This is a genomic window from Mesorhizobium sp. B2-8-9, from assembly GCF_006439475.1.
GTDB lineage: Bacteria > Pseudomonadota > Alphaproteobacteria > Rhizobiales > Rhizobiaceae > Mesorhizobium.
The window spans coordinates 1-18,893 of the sequence record NZ_VFTQ01000025.1 but is presented as its reverse complement, the minus strand read 5'-3'; the positions used below and the strand labels follow the sequence as shown (position 1 = coordinate 18,893).

Annotated in this window: 17 protein-coding genes; 5 read left to right on the top strand and 12 right to left on the bottom strand. The window is 63.2% G+C overall.

Going from position 1 to position 18,893, the window contains the following annotated elements:
* The first annotated feature begins 211 nt into the window (after positions 1-211).
* The gene (locus FJ423_RS24810) at positions 212-769 is read left to right on the top strand and encodes an SH3 domain-containing protein (protein WP_095765950.1); all 558 of its coding nucleotides are present in this window, start codon (positions 212-214) and stop codon (positions 767-769) included.
* On the opposite strand, the gene FJ423_RS24805 is transcribed toward FJ423_RS24810, so the two are convergent.
* Both FJ423_RS24805 and irrA read right to left on the bottom strand, forming a co-directional pair.
* On the bottom strand, positions 759-1,151 hold the full coding sequence (locus FJ423_RS24805) for a DUF4260 domain-containing protein (protein WP_140845705.1): 393 nt from the start codon (positions 1,149-1,151) through the stop codon (positions 759-761). The two genes, FJ423_RS24810 and FJ423_RS24805, sit on opposite strands and share 11 nt — an antisense overlap.
* Positions 1,152-1,161: 10 nt before the next feature.
* On the bottom strand, positions 1,162-1,593 hold the full coding sequence (gene irrA, locus FJ423_RS24800) for an iron response transcriptional regulator IrrA (RefSeq protein ID WP_112101799.1): 432 nt from the start codon (positions 1,591-1,593) through the stop codon (positions 1,162-1,164).
* A gap of 249 nt (positions 1,594-1,842) precedes the next feature.
* Between irrA and fabA the strand changes: the two genes are divergently transcribed.
* From fabA to FJ423_RS24780, 4 genes are all read left to right on the top strand, one after another.
* The gene (fabA, locus tag FJ423_RS24795) at positions 1,843-2,358 is read left to right on the top strand and encodes a 3-hydroxyacyl-[acyl-carrier-protein] dehydratase FabA (protein WP_140845655.1); all 516 of its coding nucleotides are present in this window, start codon (positions 1,843-1,845) and stop codon (positions 2,356-2,358) included.
* A gap of 115 nt (positions 2,359-2,473) precedes the next feature.
* Positions 2,474-3,694, top strand: a complete 1,221-nt coding sequence (fabB, locus tag FJ423_RS24790; RefSeq protein ID WP_095765953.1) for a beta-ketoacyl-ACP synthase I — start codon at positions 2,474-2,476, stop codon at positions 3,692-3,694.
* Positions 3,695-3,723: 29 nt separating this feature from the next.
* Positions 3,724-4,536, top strand: a complete 813-nt coding sequence (gene fabI / locus FJ423_RS24785) for an enoyl-ACP reductase FabI (protein WP_095765954.1) — start codon at positions 3,724-3,726, stop codon at positions 4,534-4,536.
* 102 nt (positions 4,537-4,638) lie between these two features.
* On the top strand, positions 4,639-6,192 hold the full coding sequence (locus tag FJ423_RS24780) for a bifunctional diguanylate cyclase/phosphodiesterase (RefSeq protein ID WP_140845654.1): 1,554 nt from the start codon (positions 4,639-4,641) through the stop codon (positions 6,190-6,192).
* Positions 6,193-6,280: 88 nt separating this feature from the next.
* Here FJ423_RS24780 and FJ423_RS24775 read toward each other — a convergent pair whose 3' ends face one another.
* The 10 genes from FJ423_RS24775 to rimP all read right to left on the bottom strand — a co-directional run bounded on the left by FJ423_RS24775 (position 6,281) and on the right by rimP (position 18,636).
* Positions 6,281-7,291 carry a class I SAM-dependent methyltransferase gene (locus tag FJ423_RS24775; protein WP_140845653.1) on the bottom strand — a complete coding sequence of 337 codons (1,011 nt, stop codon included), beginning with the start codon at positions 7,289-7,291 and terminating at the stop codon, positions 6,281-6,283.
* 130 nt (positions 7,292-7,421) lie between these two features.
* Positions 7,422-9,572, bottom strand: a complete 2,151-nt coding sequence (gene pnp, locus FJ423_RS24770) for a polyribonucleotide nucleotidyltransferase (RefSeq protein WP_095765957.1) — start codon at positions 9,570-9,572, stop codon at positions 7,422-7,424.
* Positions 9,573-9,953: 381 nt separating this feature from the next.
* Positions 9,954-10,265, bottom strand: a complete 312-nt coding sequence (rpsO, locus tag FJ423_RS24765; RefSeq protein ID WP_280950871.1) for a 30S ribosomal protein S15 — start codon at positions 10,263-10,265, stop codon at positions 9,954-9,956.
* Positions 10,266-10,412: 147 nt separating this feature from the next.
* The gene (gene corA / locus FJ423_RS24760) at positions 10,413-11,507 is read right to left on the bottom strand and encodes a magnesium/cobalt transporter CorA (protein ID WP_140845652.1); all 1,095 of its coding nucleotides are present in this window, start codon (positions 11,505-11,507) and stop codon (positions 10,413-10,415) included.
* A gap of 107 nt (positions 11,508-11,614) precedes the next feature.
* The gene (truB, locus tag FJ423_RS24755; RefSeq protein ID WP_140845651.1) at positions 11,615-12,574 is read right to left on the bottom strand and encodes a tRNA pseudouridine(55) synthase TruB; all 960 of its coding nucleotides are present in this window, start codon (positions 12,572-12,574) and stop codon (positions 11,615-11,617) included.
* On the bottom strand, positions 12,575-12,991 hold the full coding sequence (rbfA, locus tag FJ423_RS24750; protein ID WP_140845650.1) for a 30S ribosome-binding factor RbfA: 417 nt from the start codon (positions 12,989-12,991) through the stop codon (positions 12,575-12,577).
* A 123-nt stretch (positions 12,992-13,114) separates the two neighbouring features.
* Positions 13,115-15,682, bottom strand: coding sequence for a translation initiation factor IF-2 (gene infB, locus FJ423_RS24745; RefSeq protein ID WP_095765962.1), 2,568 nt, complete (start codon positions 15,680-15,682; stop codon positions 13,115-13,117).
* On the bottom strand, positions 15,679-16,329 hold the full coding sequence (locus FJ423_RS24740; protein ID WP_140845649.1) for an RNA-binding protein: 651 nt from the start codon (positions 16,327-16,329) through the stop codon (positions 15,679-15,681). Before FJ423_RS24740 ends, infB begins: the two co-directional genes overlap by 4 nt.
* Before the next feature lie 32 nt (positions 16,330-16,361).
* Complete coding sequence (nusA, locus tag FJ423_RS24735) at positions 16,362-17,957, bottom strand: transcription termination factor NusA (RefSeq protein ID WP_095765964.1); 1,596 nt, start codon at positions 17,955-17,957, stop codon at positions 16,362-16,364.
* 46 nt (positions 17,958-18,003) lie between these two features.
* Entirely contained in the window at positions 18,004-18,636 is a 633-nt protein-coding gene (rimP, locus tag FJ423_RS24730) for a ribosome maturation factor RimP (protein WP_140845648.1), read from the bottom strand.
* Positions 18,637-18,893 lie beyond the last annotated feature (257 nt).

Sequence of the window (18,893 nt, the reverse complement as noted above, 5' to 3'; positions counted from 1 at the left end):
ACTCTTTGTAGGAGCATGATCTTTTCCGAAAACCGGTCCCCACTTTTCGGGATCATGCTCTCGAAACCGATCTCGTTGAGACCTCTTTAACCAAGACCGGCGAAACTTGCAGCCAGTCGCGGCATCAGTCCACTCCTGTAACAAGCGGTGCCGCCGAAGACAAAGAAAAAGGGGCGCTCATCCGCACGGACCGGCGCCGAAAGGAACGAAAGTGTCTGGTTTCGCGTCGCTTCGCCTGGCCTTCAGTGCAGCCATTCTTGGCGCCCTGCTTTGCGCGCCGCAGGCATTCGCGCAAAGCGCGGCCGCGCCGGCGCAAACCATAACGCTTGGCCCGAGCGGGCTGCCGCTGCCGCGTTTCGTCAGCCTCAAGCCGGCCCGGGTCAACTCGCGCGTCGGCCCCGGCGCCAATTATTCCGTCAACTGGATGTATCTGAAGGCCGGCCTGCCGATGGAAGTCATCCAGGAATTCGACACATGGCGCCGCGTGCGCGATGCCGACGGTTCGGAAGGCTGGATCAACCAGTCGCTGCTCTCCGGCCGCCGCACCGCGATCGTCGCGCCCTGGCAGCGCGGCAAGGGCGGGCGAATCAACCTGCTCGACGAGCCCGACAAGGATGCGGGTGTCATCGCCATCATCGAGCCGGGCGTGATCGGCTCGATCAAGAAATGCGACGGCCAATGGTGCGAGATGACCTTCGACGGTCACACCGGCTGGATGGCGCAGTCGCAAGTGTGGGGCGCCTATCCCGGCGAGAAGGTCAAGAACTGAGTTCGCCGGCCTTGCTGTTGCGGTCGCGGCCGATACGGCCGAGATGCGTCTCCTGAAAACCGGTAGGCAGCTTGAGGCCGTAGCCGAGGGCACGGTCGATGGCGATGTGCGCGATCCAGATCAGCGCCACCGCGGTGGTGATCGGGCCGGCGAGCAACGCGCCCGCAAGCAGAAGCACGAGCGGGGCGATCAGGATATGCAAGGCGTTGTAGGTGACGGCGCCGACGCTTGGCCCGGCGAGGTAGCCCAGCATCGACAGGTCCGGAGCGAGGATGAGCAGCGCAAACAGCCACCAGGAAAAGCCGGAGATCGCATAGCAAACGATAGCCAATGCGGCGACGGTGGCCCATTCAAACCGGACAATCAAATCGACGGGCCGCATCGCCACGGGATCAGTCGCCGCGCTTCGGGCGAAGCCTCACGACGATGTCGACATTGGCGATCTCCATGCCTTCCGGAGGCGCCGGCAGGTTGGAGACGGTCACCGGTCCGCTTTCAATATCGAAAATCCGGTTCTCGCCCTCGACGTAGAAGTGATGGTGGTCGGAGGTGTTGGTGTCGAAATAGGTTTTCGAGCCTTCGACCGCCAGGATGCGCAGCAGTCCGGCCTGGGTGAACTGGTGGAGCGCGTTATAGACCGTCGCCAGCGAAACCGGCACGCCGGCGGCGATTGCCTCTTCGTGCAGTTCCTCGGCCGAAAGGTGGCGGTCGCCCTTGGCGAAAAGCAGATCGGCCAGCGCAATGCGCTGACGCGTCGGCCTCAGGCCGGCTTCGCGAACCCGCTTGTCCACAGCGACATTTTCCTTCCGGTAGCCCGAATCCATCTCTTCGCGTCGAAGCTTTGCTGCCCAGCCCACCAACAGGTCCAGAATGGCAAAAAGACGTCAAAAGCCAAAACCGGACATCTGCCGACATATATTCTGTAGTCCGAATGCGATCAATAGCGCGCATTGACCCGGGCAGGCGCACGGGTTAAGCGCAAACGCCGGTTTCCGGCCGCAAACAGAGTGTGTTAGGAAACCAACGAGAAGGGCGCCCTGCCGCCCGCGAAGGAACACGGGGACAGAAATTTGATGGCGGATCAAAAGTCCAGCTACGATTATGAGGAACTGCTTGCCTGCGCCCGCGGCGAGCTGTTCGGTCCGGGCAATGCCCAGCTGCCCTACCCGCCGATGCTGATGTTCGACCGCATCACCGAGATCAGCGAGACCGGCGGCGCTTTCGACAAGGGCTTCATCCGCGCCGAGTTCGACATCAAGCCGGACCTGTGGTTCTTCGCCTGCCACTTCATCGGCAACCCGATCATGCCGGGCTGCCTCGGCCTCGACGCCATGTGGCAGTTGACCGGCTTCTATCTCGGCTGGCTGGGCGAACCGGGCAAAGGCATGGCGCTTTCGACCGGCGAGGTGAAGTTCAAGGGCATGGTGACGCCGTCGGTGAAGAAGGTCGAATACGGCATCGACTTCAAGCGCGTGATGCGCGGTCGCCTGGTCCTCGGCATCGCCGATGGGTGGCTCAAGGCGGATGGCGAACCCATATATGCGGCTACGGATCTGAAGGTCGGCCTGTCCAAGCAGCCGGCCGCCTGACCGTTTTCCGCCACGGCGCCCGCGTAGCCAACGGATGCCACGTCAGTTTGTTTGCGTATGATCAAGGGCGAAGCCGGCTAGGTCTTTCGCCCGAATACGCGGGAAGGAGTTGCGAATGAGACGGGTCGTAGTGACAGGGCTCGGCATTGTGTCGTCGATCGGCAACAATGCCAATGAGGTGCAGAGCTCGCTTTACGATGCCAAATCAGGCATCAGCTTTTCCAATTCCTTCGCCGAACACGGCTTCCGCTGCCAGGTCTGGGGCGCGCCGACGCTCGATCCCACCCCGATGATCGACCGCCGCGCCATGCGCTTCCTGAGCCAGGGCGCCGCCTGGAATCACGTCGCCATGGACCAGGCGATCGCCGATGCCGGCTTAAGCGAAGGCGACATCACCAATGAGCGGACCGGCATCGTGATGGGTTCCGGCGGGCCCTCGACCCGCACCATCGTCGAAGCCGCCGAAACCACGATCAAGAACAACAGCCCCAAGCGTATCGGCCCGTTCGCCGTGCCGAAAGCCATGTCGTCGACGGCGTCGGCCACCTTGGCCACATGGTTCAAGATCCACGGCGTCAATTATTCGATCTCGTCGGCCTGCTCGACCTCCGCGCATTGCATAGGCAATGCCTATGAGCTCATCCAGTGGGGCAAGCAGGACGTGATGTTTGCCGGCGGCCACGAGGACCTCGACTGGACCATGTCTGACCTGTTCGACGCCATGGGCGCCATGTCGTCGAAGTTCAACGACAACGCATCGGCCGCTTCGCGCGCCTATGACGTCAACCGCGACGGTTTCGTCATCGCCGGCGGCGCCGGCGTGCTGGTGCTGGAGGAACTGGAGCACGCCAAGGCGCGCGGCGCCAAGATCTACGCCGAGGTCGTCGGCTACGGCGCGACTTCCGACGGCTACGACATGGTCGCACCTTCGGGCGAAGGTGCGATCCGCTGCATGCGCCAGGCGCTTGCCACGGTGTCTTCGCCGGTTGACTACATCAACACCCACGGCACCTCGACGCCGGTCGGCGATTCCAAGGAAATGGGCGCCATCCGCGAGGTGTTCGGCGACAAGATGCCTTACATCACCTCGACCAAATCGCTCACCGGCCATTCGCTGGGCGCAGCCGGCGTGCAGGAATCGATCTATTCGATCCTGATGATGCAGGGCGGTTTCATCGGCGAGAGCGCCCATATCGAGGAGCTCGATCCGGAATTCGAGGGCATGCCGATCGTGCGCAAGCGTATCGACGACGCCAGGATCGACACCGTCCTGTCCAACTCCTTCGGTTTCGGCGGCACCAACGCAACGCTGATTTTCCAGCGCTATTCCGCATAAGACAGCGTTTTTCATAAGGATTGCCAGGCATGGAAGGGTTGATGAAGGGCAAGCGCGGGCTTGTCATGGGTGTTGCCAACGACCATTCGATTGCCTGGGGCATCGCCAAGAAGCTGTCGGAACATGGGGCCGAGCTCGCCTTCACCTATCAGGGCGACGCCTTCGGGCGGCGGGTCAAGCCGCTTGCCGAGAAAGTTGGAGCCTCGCTGATCGTGCCCTGCGATGTCGAGGACAGTGCCTCGGTCACCGCGACCTTCGAGACCCTCGGCAAGGCCTGGGGCGGGCTGGATTTCGTGGTGCACGCCATCGGCTTTTCCGACAAGAACGAGCTGAAGGGCCTTTATGCCGACACCAGCCGCGACAACTTCGTGCGCACCATGGTGATCTCCTGCTATTCCTTCACCGAGATCGCCCGCAACGCCGCCGCGTTGATGGGCAATGGCGGCTCGATGATCACACTCACCTATGCCGGCTCGGTCAGGGTGATGCCGAACTACAACGTCATGGGCGTCGCCAAGGCCGGGCTGGAAGCCAGCGTGCGCTACCTAGCCAACGACTACGGCCCGCGCGGCATCAGGGTGAACGGCATCTCGGCCGGGCCGGTGCGGACGCTGGCCGGCTCCGGCGTGTCCGATGCCCGCCACATGTTCTCCTACCAGCAGCGCAACTCGCCTTTGCGGCGCACCGTGACCATCGACGAAGTCGGCGGCTCGGCGCTTTACCTGCTTTCCGATCTGTCGTCGGGCGTCACCGGTGAAATCCACTATGTCGATTCCGGCTATCATATCGTTTCGATGCCGGCACTGGAGGAATTGAAGCAGAACGACGGCACGCGGGAATAGTTCGCGGCGGCGACAGTTGCGCTCCAGTAAAATTGGATGCATCGGCGGAAACTCATTTTAAGGAGATATCCGCTATAAGGCCCCGTAATCTGGGGACAATGCATGCCTGCAGTCAGCAATCCCAAACGGACTCCGCTGTTCCGGCTGATCACCATCGCCAGCTCGGGCATGGGCAGTTTCATCCTTGGACTGTGGGGGCTGAGGTTCGGCTTCGGCGACGGCATGGCCGGCATGCCGGCCGAAACGATGGCGGGCGTCATTGCCGCTCTCTGCGCCCTTGCCGCCGGCGGAGCAGCACTCTCGTTCTTTGCCGGGGTCGACGAATCGGCGGCCTATGTCTTCAAGGAAACCCATTTCGACAAGCTGACCGGCCTTTTGTCGCGCCAGGCCATGGTCGGCAAGATAGCCGAGGCCGCCTCTGGGACGATCCGAACCGGCGAGCCGGTATTCCTGATCGACATCGATATCGACCGCTTCAAGCAGATCAACGACGCCATCGGCTACAGCCAGGGAGACGAACTGATCTGCGCCTTCACCAGCAGGCTGACGGAGAATATGCCGGAGGATGCGGTGATCGGCCGTATCGGCGCCGGCGAATTTGCGGTGCTTTTGCCGGACCGCCAGATCAGGGGCTCGATCGAGCGGCTGATCGAGAAGCTCATCAACGAGATGATGGAGCCCTATCAGCTGCAGACGCATCTGCAGTCGGTCAGCCTGTCGGTCGGCATCGTGGCGATGCCAAAGGACGGCGTCGATCCGGTCCTGGTCCTGCGCCGCTCGAACCTGGCGCTGCAGAACGCGCGCGCCAGCGGCATCGGCAACTGGTCTGTCTTCAACGCCGACATGGGCCGCGTTGCGGACTATCGGCAATGGATCGAGTCGGAGCTGAAGACCGCTTTCGACCGAGGCGACTTCAGTCTTCACTACCAGCCGCAGCTCGACCTGCCGAGCGGCCGCATCGTCGGTTATGAGGCGCTGATCCGCTGGAAGCACCCGGAGCGCGGCATGATCCCGCCGATGGAATTCATTCCGATCGCCGAGGAAACCGGCATGATCAATCCGATCGGCGAGTGGGTGCTGCGCAAGGCTTGCAGCGACGCCCGGTACCTGCCGGAGGAATGCTTCGTCGCCGTCAACATCTCGCCTGTCCAGTTCATGACCAGGGATTTCGTCGGCATCGTGCGGGAGGTGATGGAATCGACCGGCATCAAGCCCTCACGGCTGGAACTCGAGGTCACCGAGACGGCGATGATGCAGGACCGCGACCGCGCCGCAGCCATCCTGGAACAGCTTGCCGAGATGGGTATCTCTGTGGCCGTCGACGATTTCGGCACAGGCTATTCCAATTTGAGCTACCTGATCGATTTCTCCTTCGGCAAGCTGAAGATCGACCGTTCCTTCGTCAGCCGCATCGACACCGATTCCAGCTCCGGCGCGATCGTGTCGACCATTGTCGGCCTGTCACGGGCGCTGGGCGTGGGCATCATCGCCGAGGGCGTAGAGACCGAGAACCAGGCCACCCTGCTCCGAGCGGCCGGCTGCGAGGTTGTGCAGGGCTATCTGTTCGGCCGGCCGGCGCCGCTCAAGGTCGAGCTTGGCGAAGCGCGGTCCGCCTTCGGCACGCACGAGCCGGCCCGCATCGTCAGCCTGCAATAGAACAAGTATTCTTCCCGCCGCGATTGTGGATCCAAGGCTGCGGCGAAGGCGCCGAATCCACCCCGCTGCACGCTTTTCCTTGATTGCTTCAGCGGCGCGCCGAAAACACCTTGAACATGCCATCGCGGGCGATCTCGGCATGGCTGGCGAAGACCGCCGAGAGCGCTTGTTCGTAAGGAAGCTGGCGGTTGGCGACCATGAACAGGCGGCCGCCCGGTCTCAGCGCCTTCGACGCGGCGCGGATCATGCCGGAACCGATCTCCGGCTCGGACGCGCGGCCGCGGTGAAAGGGTGGGTTCATGACGATCGCGTCGTAGCGCCGTTCGACCGCCTCGGTGAGCAGATCGGTCCAGAAGAAACGCGGCTCGATGGCGCCGCCCTGGACGTTCAACCTGGCTGCTTCCAGGGCCTCAAAATCCGCTTCGTAGAGATCGAGTGCGGTGAGGCCTTGCGGGCGCTGCAGGACTTCCACCGCCAGATAACCCCAGCCGGCGCAGAAATCAGCGACGTTGCCTTTGAGATCGTCAGGCAGGTTCGCGGCCAGCAGTTTCGAACCGGCATCGATCCGATCGAAGGAGAACATGCCAGGCCTGGTCTTGAAACCGCCTTCGATGATCAAATCGGGGTTGCCGGCGCGCAGCATCGCGGCCGTCTCCGCGCCGGCACGCTTGAACCAGAAGGCAACGCCGTGATGCTTCGGCAAATGGCCTTCGAGCGGCACCAGGGCGTTGATCCGTTTGCGCAGGCTGTCGATGCCGTCCTCCTTGCCGCCGGCAACGACAACCAGCCCGCCCGGCTGGACGCGCTCTATCGCCTCGGCGACACGCTGCTCGTTCTGGCCGCGATGGCGGCCCGCAAGCATCAACGCCAGGTCGAAGCCGGTATCCTCAGCGCGCGGCGTGACCGCGTAGCCGGACGCCTGCAGCGTTCGAAAATGTGGCCGAAAGCCTTGCACGAGATGCAGCGCCGCCTCGAAACCGGCGGGCAAGCGGAAGCCGGACTCGGCGCCGAGAAACAGGACGCGGGCATCCTTTCGCGGCAGAGGCAGCGCCTCGGCCTCGAACGGGTAGAACAGCGTCTTCAGCGGCTCCGCGGCCATTCACCTGCTCCGTAGGACCTTTGCCCGACGCAATTCCGGACGGAAACGGTTGCCGCTTTCCTGGAACTGCCCTGAAACAAAACGGGCGCGACCTCGCGGCGCGCCCGTCTAAATTATCCGGTCAAACCGATCAGGCGGCGTCTTCCTCGCCGTCCGACTTCTTCTTGTCCTGGACGATTTCCTTGCCGGTCGCCTGGTCGACGACCTTCATCGACAGGCGGACCTTGCCGCGCTCGTCGAAGCCCATCAACTTGACCCAAACCTTGTCGCCTTCCTTGACGACGTCCGAGGTCTTGGCGACACGCTCATTGGCGAGCTGCGAGATATGGACGAGACCGTCGCGCGGGCCGAAGAAATTGACGAACGCGCCGAAGTCGGCCGTCTTGACGACGGTGCCTTCATAGATCTCGCCGACTTCCGGCTCGGCGACGATGGTGTGGATCCACTTCTTCGCCGCCTCGATCTCCTTGGCGTTCGCCGAAGCGATCTTGACCGTGCCGTCGTCCTCGATGTTGATCTTGGCGCCGGTCTTCTCGACGATCTCGCGGATCACCTTACCGCCGGAACCGATGACGTCGCGGATCTTGTCGGTCGGGATATGCATGACCTCGATGCGCGGCGCGAATTCGCCGAGCTCGGCGCGGGCGCCGGACAGCGCATGCGCCATCTCGCCGAGGATATGCAGGCGGCCGTCCTTGGCCTGGGCAAGGGCGATGCCCATGATCTCCTCGGTGATGCCATCGATCTTGATGTCCATCTGCAGCGAGGTGACGCCGTTGGCGGTGCCGGCGACCTTGAAGTCCATGTCGCCGAGGTGGTCCTCGTCACCGAGGATGTCGGAGAGCACTGCGAAGCGCTCGCCTTCCTTGATCAGGCCCATGGCGATGCCGGCGACCGGCTTTGCCAGCGGCACGCCGGCATCCATCAGCGCCAGCGAGGTGCCGCAGACGGTCGCCATCGAGGACGAGCCGTTGGACTCGGTGATCTCCGAAACGACGCGCAGCGTGTAGGGGAACTGGTCCGCGCTGGGCAGCATCGGGCGGATGGCGCGCCAGGCGAGCTTGCCGTGGCCGATTTCGCGGCGGCCCGGCGAACCCATGCGGCCCGTCTCGCCGACGGAATAGGGCGGGAAGTTGTAGTGAAGGAGGAACTTCTCCTTGTACATGCCGGTCAGCGAATCGACATACTGCTCGTCCTCGCCGGTGCCGAGCGTGGCAACGACCAGCGCCTGGGTCTCGCCGCGTGTGAACAGCGCCGAACCATGGGTGCGCGCCAGGACGCCGACTTCGGAGACGATCTTGCGGACCGTCTTCAGGTCGCGGCCGTCAATGCGCGAGCCGGTGTCGAGGATGTTCCAGCGCACGACCTTGGCCTGGAGTTCCTTGAACACCGAGCCGATCTGCTCGGAGGTGTATTTGGCCTCTTCGCCTTCGGCCGGCGCAAACGCGGCCTTGACCTTCGACTTGACGGCGTCGACGGCGGCATAGCGCTTCTGCTTGTCGGTGATCTTGTAGGCCTCGCGAAGCTCGTCGCCGACGATCTTCAGCATCTCGGCTTCAAGCGCTGAGTAATCCGGCGCGGTGAAGTCGCGCGGCTCCTTGGCGGCGACCTCGGCCAGCTTGATGATCGCGTCGATCACAGGCTGGAAGCTCTTGTGGCCGAACACGACGGCACCGAGCATCAGTTCCTCGGAGAGTTCCTTGGCCTCGGATTCGACCATAAGCACGGCGTCGCCGGTGCCGGCGACGACGAGGTCGAGCTTGGATTCCTGCATTTCGTCGATGTGCGGATTGAGCACATACTCGCCGTTGATGTAGCCGACGCGGGCGCCGCCGATCGGACCCATGAACGGCACGCCGGAAAGCGTGAGCGCAGCGGAGGTGGCCACGATCGACAGGATATCGGGATCGTTCTCGAGATCATGCTGGACGACGGTGACGACGATCTGGGTGTCGTTCTTGTAGCCGTCGGCGAAAAGCGGGCGGATCGGGCGGTCGATCAGGCGGGAAACCAGCGTTTCCTTTTCGCTCGGGCGGCCCTCACGCTTGAAGTAGCCGCCCGGGATCTTGCCGGCGGCGTAGGTCTTTTCCTGGTAGTTGACGGTAAGCGGGAAGAAATCGAGGCCGGGCTTCGGCTCCTTCATCGAAACGACGGTGGCGAGAACGACGGTCTCGCCATAGGTGGCGAGCACCGCGCCGTCAGCCTGGCGTGCAATCTTGCCGGTTTCCAGGATGAGCGGACGGCCGCCCCATTCGATTTCCACTTTGTGTTGATTGAACATGTCTTGTCCTTCATATGCGGAAAGGGCCGCGCCGTCCTAACGGTCACGGGTTCTCCCTTTCCTGGCTTCCTTCGGGCAGCCACGGGCAAGACAACGGGAAGCTCGTAGGTCCGGCTCATAAGCCGAGCGAGCATCCTGCAATCCTGCCCCATGACCGTCCATGGGGCGGTTCCGAATGGCCCTCTGCGCGTCCGGAACCGTGTTTGGCCGACCGATCGGCCGGCTTTTGCGCATGACGCCGGAAACCGCTGTTTCCGGAACGCGCCCTGCGCGAATGCGAATTTCTAGAGCGCGCCGCGCTCCGGCATTATCGCACCGGATCGACCGATGCGCCAATGCGCGACCGGCGGGCCCTCCGAGGAAGACCCGCCGGTCAATTCGTCAGCGACGCAGACCGAGCTTGTCGATCAGCGTCTGATAGCGCCCGTCATCCTTGCGCTTGAGGTAGTCAAGCAGGCTGCGGCGCTGGGAGACCAGAGCAAGCAGGCCACGGCGGGAATGATTATCCTTCTTGTGGTCCTTGAAGTGCTCGGTCAGGTTCTTGATGCGCTCGGAAAGAATGGCAACCTGGACTTCCGGAGATCCGGTGTCGCCCTTGGCGGTTGCGAATTCGGTCATCAATTCCTTCTTGCGGTCGGCAGTAATCGACATCGTGCTTTTCCTTATCTGTTGGAGGAAACGGGACGCCCACAGCCGGGATGTCGTCCAGCAGGGGCCAGTGCAAGCGACGCGTCAGGGCGCGAAGCTGTGGCGCATATAGTCCAATTCCGGAATAAACACCAGCCCAAATGTCAAGCCGGCTTGTCGCAGGTCTTGCCACGAAAACAAAGGGTTCAGCGGCTATAGCCACTTCTTCCATTTGAAGAAGAAGATCAGTCCGGCGGCGACAAGCGCCATGAACAGAATTGCCACCGGATAACCGTAATAGGCTTTCAGCTCCGGCATGTTCCAGGGCGAGCTTTGCGGATCGAAATTCATCCCCCAGACGCCGACCAGGAAGGTCAGCGGCATGAAGATCACCGAGACGATCGTCAGATAGGAGATGACGTCGTTGGTGCGGGCCTGGGTCAACGAGACGTGCATCTCGATCAGGCCGGTGAGCATGTCGCGCTGGTTCTCGACCAGCTCGATCAGACGCAGCGAATGGTCGAGCGTATCGTTGAAGAAGATCTTGGTCTCCGCCTTCACGAAGGCCACTTCATTGCGGATCAGCGTCGCCAGCGTGTCGCGCATCGGCCACAGCACGCCTTTGAGCACGTTGGCGTCACGCCGCAATTCATGCAGCTGCCGCATCTGGTGCTTGTGCGGCTTATTCAGCATCTGGTCCTCGATGCCGTCGACCAATTCGCTCGCCGCCTCGATCGGTGGGAAATAGCTGTCGACGATGGCATCGATCAGCGCATAGGCAAGATAGTCGGCACCGCGCGAGCGCAGGCGGTTGGGCATCGCGGCCGCAATGCGCTTGCGCACCGGATCGAACGGATCGCCTTCGCGCTCCTGGAACGTGACGACGAAATTGCCGCCGAAGAACAACGCGATCTGCTCGTAGCGATGCGAGGTGACATCGTCGATCATGCGCATGACGACGAAGGCATGATCCTCGAAGAAATCCACCTTGGGCCGCTGTCCAGTGTTGACGACGTCCTCCAGCGCCAGCGGATGCAGGCTGAAGATGCGGCCGATCTCCTCGATCAGCGGGATATTGGCAAGTCCGGTGCAATCCAGCCAGACGACAGGCCATTTCTCGCAATGCGCGTTGAGATCGTCGATCGAGGCATTGTCGATTGTTTTGTATTTCTCGGGCGAGATCAGCGTCAGCCGCAGCTCGCTGCGGCGCGCCGCCGGATCGGCGATAAGCGTGCCTGGCGACGCCCCAACCGGCGGCCGGCGGGTTTTCAGCGGTTCCCGCTTCTTGCCTGCATCAGCCTTGGCCATGAGATATCCTCGGGACTCAGCATTCGGCCTAGATTAGAGCAATTCCAGCAAAAGTGCGCAGCGGTTTCCCGTCCGGAATTGCGTAATAACAAACAGTTAGGCCGGATTCACCCGACAAAGACCCGCTTGGGCTTGAACATGCCCTGCTCGATGGCGCCGATAGCGACGAGCTTGCCGCGCGAGGTGGCGCAGGCCTCTTCGGCCTCGACCGGCGCGTCGCGACCGCGAATGATGACGGGATTGCCGAGGCGGATCTTCGTCGCCGCGTCGTCGCTGACCGCGACCTGCGGCAGGCAGTCGAGCGCCGCCGCCGTTTCGACAAGCAGGGCATCGATGGCGCTGAAGTCGACCGGGGCGTCTATTTTATCGGATTTGTCGTCATCCTTTTCGCCAAAGCGAGCCGCTTCCAGTTCGGCGACAGTGACGAAATCCTCCGGCGTGAACGGCTCGACCTCGACGCGGCGCAATTCGGCGATGTGGCCGAAGCAGCCGAGATCGCGGCCCAGGTCGCGGGCCAGCGAGCGCACATAGGTGCCCTTGCCGCATTCGACCTCGAAGACAGTCTTGTCGGCACCATGTTCGACAATATCCAAACGGCCGATTTCAATTTCCCGCGCGGGTATCTCGACCGTCTCGCCTTCACGGGCAAGGTCATAGGCGCGTTCGCCGGCGATCTTGATGGCCGAGAATTGCGGCGGCGTCTGCATGATGACGCCGGTGTATTTCGGCAGCAGCGCCCTCACCTCCGCCTCGTCCGGCCGACGGTCGGAATTGTTGGTCACCGGGCCTTCGAGGTCGTCGGTAGAGCGCTCTTCGCCCCACGCGACGGTGAAGCGGTAGACCTTGGCGCCGTCCTGCACATAGGGAACAGTCTTGGTCGCCTCGCCGAGCGCGATCGGCAACATGCCGGAAGCCAGCGGATCGAGCGTGCCGGCATGGCCGGCCTTCTCAGCTTGAAACAGCCATTTGATCTTGGAAACCGCCTCGGTCGAGCCCATGCCGACCGGCTTGTCCAGCACCACCCAACCGGAGACCGGCCGCCCCTTCTTCTTACCGCGACGCGCCACCTATTCCTCGTCCTTGTCGTTGTCCTTGCCGTCACCGAGATCGCGTGCGACTTCCGGCGATTTCAGCAGTTCATTGATCTTCGCGAAATTGTCGAAGGAAGTGTCGAGCCTAAAGCGAAACTCCGGCATGTACTTCATCTGCCTGAGCGCGCCGGAGACCCGGCCGCGGATGAATTTCGCGTGCCTGTTGAGCGCCTCGATCACGGCGCTCTCGTCGCCTGCGCCAAGCGGCGAGACGAAGGCGGTGGCAATCTTGAGGTCGGGCGACATGCGCACCTCGGACACAGAGACGACGCTGTTCTCGATAACCGGATCGATGATCTCGCCGCGCTGCAAGGTCTCGGAAAGGGCATGGCGCACCTGCTCGCCGACGCGCAGCATGCGCTGGGAGGGGCCTGACGGTGTCGAACGGGGCATTTTCTCTGGTCCTGAAATCGTGAAGCGCGGGATGGGACCGCGCCACATGTCTCAACATGCATGAGGGATCTGGGCGGCAGCCTTTCGGCCGCCGCCCTTTATTATTCGGCAAGTATACCCGAATTAGAGCGTTCTGGTTACCATCTCGACGCGGAAGCACTCGATGATGTCGCCGACACGCATGTCCTCGTAGTTCTGGAAGGCCATGCCGCATTCCTGGCCGCCCGGCACTTCCGCAACCTCGTCCTTGAAGCGCTTCAGCGTCTTCAGCGTGCCTTCGTGGATCACGACGTTGTCGCGGATCAGGCGAACACCCGCGCCACGCTCGACCTTGCCTTCGGTGACACGGCAGCCGGCGATCTTGCCGACCTTGGAGATGTCGAAGATCTCGAGTATCTCGGCATTGCCGATGAAGGTCTCGCGCCGCTCCGGCGAAAGCATGCCGGAAAGCGCTGCCTTCACGTCATCGACGAGGTTGTAGATGATCGAGTAGTAGCGGATCTCGATGCCGGCCGCGGCCGCGGCCGCACGCGCCTGCGCATTGGCGCGGACGTTGAAGCCGATGATCGCCGCTCCGGACGTCTCGGCGAGCGAGACATCGCTTTCGGTAATGCCGCCGGCGCCGGCATGGACGATGCGCGCGCGCACCTCGTCATTGCCGAGCTTTTCAAGGGCGGCATTGATCGCCTCGATCGAACCCTGCACGTCGCCCTTGATGACCAGCGGGAATTCCTTCAATCCGCTCGTCTGCAGCTGCGACATCATCTGCTCGAGCGAGCCGCGCTGGCCGGCATGCTTGGCCACTGCCTTGTCGCGCGCCAGGCGCTGGCGGTATTCGGTGATCTCACGGGCGCGCGCCTCGTTGTTGACGACGGCGAAGCGGTCGCCCGCCTGCGGCGTGCCCTGGAGGCCAAGCACCTCGACCGGCATTGCCGGCGGCGCTTCCGGCACATGCTCGCCGCGATCGTTGACGAGCGCGCGCACACGGCCCCACTCGTTGCCGGCGACGATGATGTCGCCCGGCATCAGCGTGCCGGTCTGCACCAGCACCGTGGCGACGGGACCGCGTCCCTTGTCCAGCTGCGCCTCGATGACCGCGCCTTCGGCGGTGCGGTCCGGATTGGCCTTGAGGTCGAGGACTTCGGACTGCAGCAGGATCGCTTCCAAGAGCTTGTCGAGATTGATGCCCTTGGTCGCCGAAACCTCGACGTCCAACACCTCACCGCCCATCGATTCCACGAACACTTCGTGGCGCAGCAGTTCGGTCCGCACCTTCTGCGGGTCGGCATCGCGCTTGTCGATCTTGTTGATGGCCACGATGATCGGCACGCCGGCCGCCTTGGCGTGATTGATCGATTCGATCGTCTGCGGCATCACGCTGTCGTCGGCCGCCACCACCAGCACCGCGATGTCGGTAACCTGGGCGCCACGGGCGCGCATGGCCGTGAAGGCCGCGTGGCCGGGCGTGTCGATGAAGGTGATCTTCTGACCGTTCTTCTCGATCTGGTAGGCACCGATATGCTGGGTGATGCCGCCGGCCTCGCCGGAGACGACATTGGCGTTGCGGATCGCGTCGAGCAGCGAGGTCTTGCCGTGGTCGACATGGCCCATGATCGTCACGACCGGCGGACGCGACACAAGGTCTTCCGGGCGGTCGGCGATGTTGAACAGGCCTTCCTCGATGTCGGATTCGGCGACGCGGCGGACCGTGTGGCCGAATTCGGAGGCGACCAGTTCGGCCGTGTCGGCGTCGATGACGTCGCCCGGCTTCAGGATCTGGCCCTGCTTCATGAAGAACTTGACCACGTCCACGGCGCGCTCGGACATGCGTTGCGCCAGTTCCTGGATGGTGATGGTTTCGGGCAGGATCACTTCGCGCATGACTTTCTCGCGCGGCTCATTGTGAAGCGCGCGTTTGAATTTTTCCTGGCGGCGACGCATCGACGATAGCGAACGGGCGCGTGCGTCGTCATCCGACAGCGCCGAGTTCAGCGTCAGTTTGCCACGGCGGCGATCTTCCTCGCCCTTTGTCGGCTTGGCAGGCCTTGCCACTTCCGGAGTCGCAAGACGGCGCGGTGGCGCACTCGCGGCACCGGCACCGGTACGCCTCGGCTTGGCCTCCTCCTCGTCGTCAGCGGTGGCGACATCCGCAGCCAGCGGCGCGCGGCGGCGAGCCTCTTCCTCGGCGCGCCGGCGGGCCTCGGCCTCAGTCTGCAGGCGTGCCTCCTCCTCGGCCTGACGGCGCGCGGATTCGTCGCGCTCGCGCTTGCGGCGTTCCTCTTCCTCGGCGCGGCGCTTGGCATCTTCCTGAGCGCGCAAGCGATCCTCGGCCTCGCGGGCCTTGGAGCCTTCCAGCGCCTTGCGGCGCGCTTCCATCTCGCCGCGCGAGAGCTCGTTCAGGACCATGCCGGAACGCTCCGGCGGCGGAGGCGGCGCCTTCGGCGCTTCCTGCACGACAGGCGCGGCGGCAACGGCGGGCTTCGGCGTGAAGACGGACGCAGCCACCGGTTCCGGCTTGTCGCCGGGCAGCGAGAACTTGCGCTTCTTGGTCTCGACCACGACCGACTTGGTGCGGCCATGCGAGAAATTCTGGCGCACGGTGCCCTGCTCGAGGCCGGGGCGCTTCAGCGTCAAGGTCTTCTTCGGCGTCACGCTCAACGTCTTGTCGTCGCCCGATTTCGTATCGCTCATTCCATATCCTCTGCGGCATCATCTTCGTCAGCAACGGCCGCAAGCATTGCCAGATCGTTCGGGGTACCGCCCCGATATCGGTCGAGCGCAACTACGCGCTTCTCAACCGCCTGTCCCGCGTCCTGCGCGAGAACGGCAGCATGTATCACATTTGTACCCCCCAATGCCAAGCTCAACTCGGCTTCGGGGAAAAGTTTGTAGGCAAGGATGGCCGGTCCGCCGAGATGGAGGGTTGCCCGCCGCGCCTGACTGATCTTGCGGACACCGTCGTCCGAAGCCTCGGTCGCATGCAGCACCAGAAGCGCCAGCCCGTCGCGCACGGCGCCTTCGACCTTGGCGGCGCCAAGGACGACGGCGCCAGCCTTGCGAGCAAGGCCGAGCATGCCCAGAGCGGATCTGGAGAGCAGCCCGTCGACCATGCCGCCGAGATCGGCCGGAACGGTCACCTGCGCCTTGAAGGCACGGGCAAACAGGTTCTTGGCCGCTGCCTTCTCGATATGTAGGCGATCGGCAGTAACCCAGCAACCGCGGCCGGGCAGATTTCTCTTGATGTCCGGAACGACGACCGAATCCGGGCCGACGACGAAGCGGATCAGTTCATCCGCTTCGGCCTGCCTGCGCGTAACGATGCAAGTGCGATCGTTCATCTCGTCCACGGGCTTTGCGATTGGTGGTCACCTCACGCACCGACGGTTTCGTCGGCCGCTGCCTCTTCGGCAGCGAGTTCTTCCTCGGTGATCCAGCCGGCCTGCTTGCGGGCGGCGAGCACCATCTGCTCCGCCTCCGCGCGCGAGACGCCGTGGCTGGCGAGCACGCCCGGATAGACCTTGGTCTCGCCGTCCTTGCGCTCCTTCCAGCCGATCAGATCGTCGGCGGCATAGCCGGCGAAGTCCTCGACCGTCTTCACGCCGTCCTCGCCGAGCGTCACCATCATAGCGGTGGTGATGCCGGGGATGTCGCGCAGCTCGTCCTTGACGCCCAGCGCCTTGCGCTTTTCGTCGTGCTCGGCCTCGATCTTCTCCAGATATTCGCGGGCGCGGGTCTGGATTTCCGAAGCGGTGTCCTCGTCGAAGCCATCGATCGAGGAAATTTCGCCAGAGTCGACATAAGCGACTTCCTCGACGCTGGTGAAGCCTTCGGAGGCAAGCACCTGGCCGACCATCTCGTCGACGTCGAGCGCTTCCATGAAGAGCGCCGAACGCTCGACGAATTCCTTCTGGCGACGCTCGCTTTCTTCCTGCTCGGTCAGGATGTCGATATCCCAGCCGGTGAGCTGCGAGGCAAGGCGCACGTTCTGGCCGCGGCGGCCGATGGCCAGCGACAGCTGGTCGTCCGGTACCACCACCTCGATGCGCTCGGCGTCCTCGTCGAGCACCACCTTGGCGACCTCGGCCGGCTGCAGCGCGTTGACGATGAAGGACGCGGCCGATGGCGACCACGGAATGATGTCGATCTTCTCGCCCTGCAATTCGCCGACCACGGCCTGGACGCGGCTGCCGCGCATGCCGACGCAGGCGCCGACCGGATCGATCGAGGAATCGCGCGAGATGACCGCGATCTTGGCGCGCGAGCCCGGATCGCGGGCGACCGACTTGATCTCGATGATGCCGTCGTAGATTTCCGGCACTTCCATGGTGAAGAGCTTGGCCATGAACTGCGGATGGGTGCGCGACAGGAAGATCTGCGGGCCGCGCTGCTCGCGGCGCACGTCATAGACATAGGCCCGCACGCGGTCGCCATATTTGTAGTTCTCGCGCGGGATCAGCTCGTCGCGGCGGATGATTGCCTCGCCTCGGCCGAGATCGACGATGACATTGCCGTACTCGACGCGCTTGACGGTGCCGTTGACGATCTCGCCGATGCGATCCTTGTACTCGTCATACTGGCGATCGCGCTCAGCCTCACGCACCTTCTGGACGATGACCTGCTTGGCCGACTGCGCGGCGATGCGGCCGAAATCCATGGGCGGCAGCTGCTCGGCGATGAAGTCACCGATCTGGGCGTCGGGGTTGCGCTCGCGCGCCGTGGAAAGCGCGATCTGCGTCGCGTAGTCCTCGACCTTCTCGACCACTTCCATCAGCCGCTGCAGCTTCATCTCGCCGGTGTTCGGGTTGATGTCGGCGCGGATGTTGGTCTCCTGGCCGTAACGAGAGCGCGCTGCCTTCTGGATCGCATCGGCCATGGCGGCGATAACGATCTGCTTGTCGATCGACTTTTCACGCGCGACCGCGTCGGCGATCTGCAGCAGTTCAAGCCTGTTGGCGCTTACAACCATTGTCTTTCTCCCGATTTCGCGCCGGGCATACGGCCCGGCTACTCAATCAACTTTCCTGTTCGGTTTCATTTTCCTCGCCGTCGGCGGCGTCTTCCGCTTCGCCACGGCGCTTCCTGGCTTCCTTGCGCGCCCGGTTGTCCTTCGACAGGGCATCGCGGATGAGATTGTCGGTCAGCACCAGCCGGGCCTCGGCGATCGCGTCGTAAGGCACGCGCACCGTCGGCTCTTCGCCATAGGCCGCCTTGTCGCGCTCGATCAGGATGCCATCGGCATCCGCCTCGGCGATCTTGCCCTTGAAGCGTTTGCGGTCGCCGACAAGAACCGATGTCTCCAGCTTGACCAGATGGCCGGTCCAGGCGGTGAAATCCGACTTGCGCACCAGCGGCCGGTCGATGCCTGGCGAGGAAACTTCCAAATGATACGCCTTTTCGATCGGATCATCGACATCGAGCGCCGGCGACACGGCGCGGCTGACCTCTTCGCAATCCTCGACGGTCATGGTGCCGTCCTCGCGTTCGGCCATGATCTGCAGCGTCAGCCCGTTCTGGCCGGTCAACTGCACCCGCACGAGCCGGAAGCCGATGGCCTTGAGCACCGGCTGCACGATCAGCGCAATGCGCGCATCGATACCGCTTTCGCGGATGATACGGTCGTCGGCCTCGCTTGCCGCTGCAGTCATCAGATCCCTGTCGCTTTTTGCTTCCGGCCGGCAGGTAACAAAAAAGAGCGGGACCGGGTGGACCCACTCTTCGTCATACCGACCAAGAATTTGAAGTTGATATAGACGATTGCCGCCGGCGTTTCAAGCCTTCAGGCACAGGCCAGCGGTGGTGTCTACAACTGGCGCGGCCATCGTTGGGCCGCATGCATCACGGTGAGTATCTCGATCTCCTCGCCGATAACACGGTAGGGAATTATGTATGGGACATCAGCGAG

Bases quoted from the DNA above. Each gene is read 5' to 3' on its own strand.
- FJ423_RS24805 (WP_140845705.1), bottom strand. From the start codon at position 1,151: ATGCGGCCCGTCGATTTGATTGTCCGGTTTGAATGGGCCACCGTCGCC.
- fabI (WP_095765954.1), top strand. From the start codon at position 3,724: ATGGAAGGGTTGATGAAGGGCAAGCGCGGGCTTGTCATGGGTGTTGCC.
- FJ423_RS24780 (WP_140845654.1), top strand. From the start codon at position 4,639: ATGCCTGCAGTCAGCAATCCCAAACGGACTCCGCTGTTCCGGCTGATC.
- nusA (WP_095765964.1), bottom strand. From the start codon at position 17,957: ATGGTTGTAAGCGCCAACAGGCTTGAACTGCTGCAGATCGCCGACGCG.
- fabA (WP_140845655.1), top strand. From the start codon at position 1,843: ATGGCGGATCAAAAGTCCAGCTACGATTATGAGGAACTGCTTGCCTGC.
- FJ423_RS24740 (WP_140845649.1), bottom strand. From the start codon at position 16,329: ATGAACGATCGCACTTGCATCGTTACGCGCAGGCAGGCCGAAGCGGAT.
- rbfA (WP_140845650.1), bottom strand. From the start codon at position 12,991: ATGCCCCGTTCGACACCGTCAGGCCCCTCCCAGCGCATGCTGCGCGTC.
- FJ423_RS24775 (WP_140845653.1), bottom strand. From the start codon at position 7,291: ATGGCCGCGGAGCCGCTGAAGACGCTGTTCTACCCGTTCGAGGCCGAG.
- infB (WP_095765962.1), bottom strand. From the start codon at position 15,682: ATGAGCGATACGAAATCGGGCGACGACAAGACGTTGAGCGTGACGCCG.
- rimP (WP_140845648.1), bottom strand. From the start codon at position 18,636: ATGACTGCAGCGGCAAGCGAGGCCGACGACCGTATCATCCGCGAAAGC.
- fabB (WP_095765953.1), top strand. From the start codon at position 2,474: ATGAGACGGGTCGTAGTGACAGGGCTCGGCATTGTGTCGTCGATCGGC.
- irrA (WP_112101799.1), bottom strand. From the start codon at position 1,593: ATGGATTCGGGCTACCGGAAGGAAAATGTCGCTGTGGACAAGCGGGTT.
- corA (WP_140845652.1), bottom strand. From the start codon at position 11,507: ATGGCCAAGGCTGATGCAGGCAAGAAGCGGGAACCGCTGAAAACCCGC.
- pnp (WP_095765957.1), bottom strand. From the start codon at position 9,572: ATGTTCAATCAACACAAAGTGGAAATCGAATGGGGCGGCCGTCCGCTC.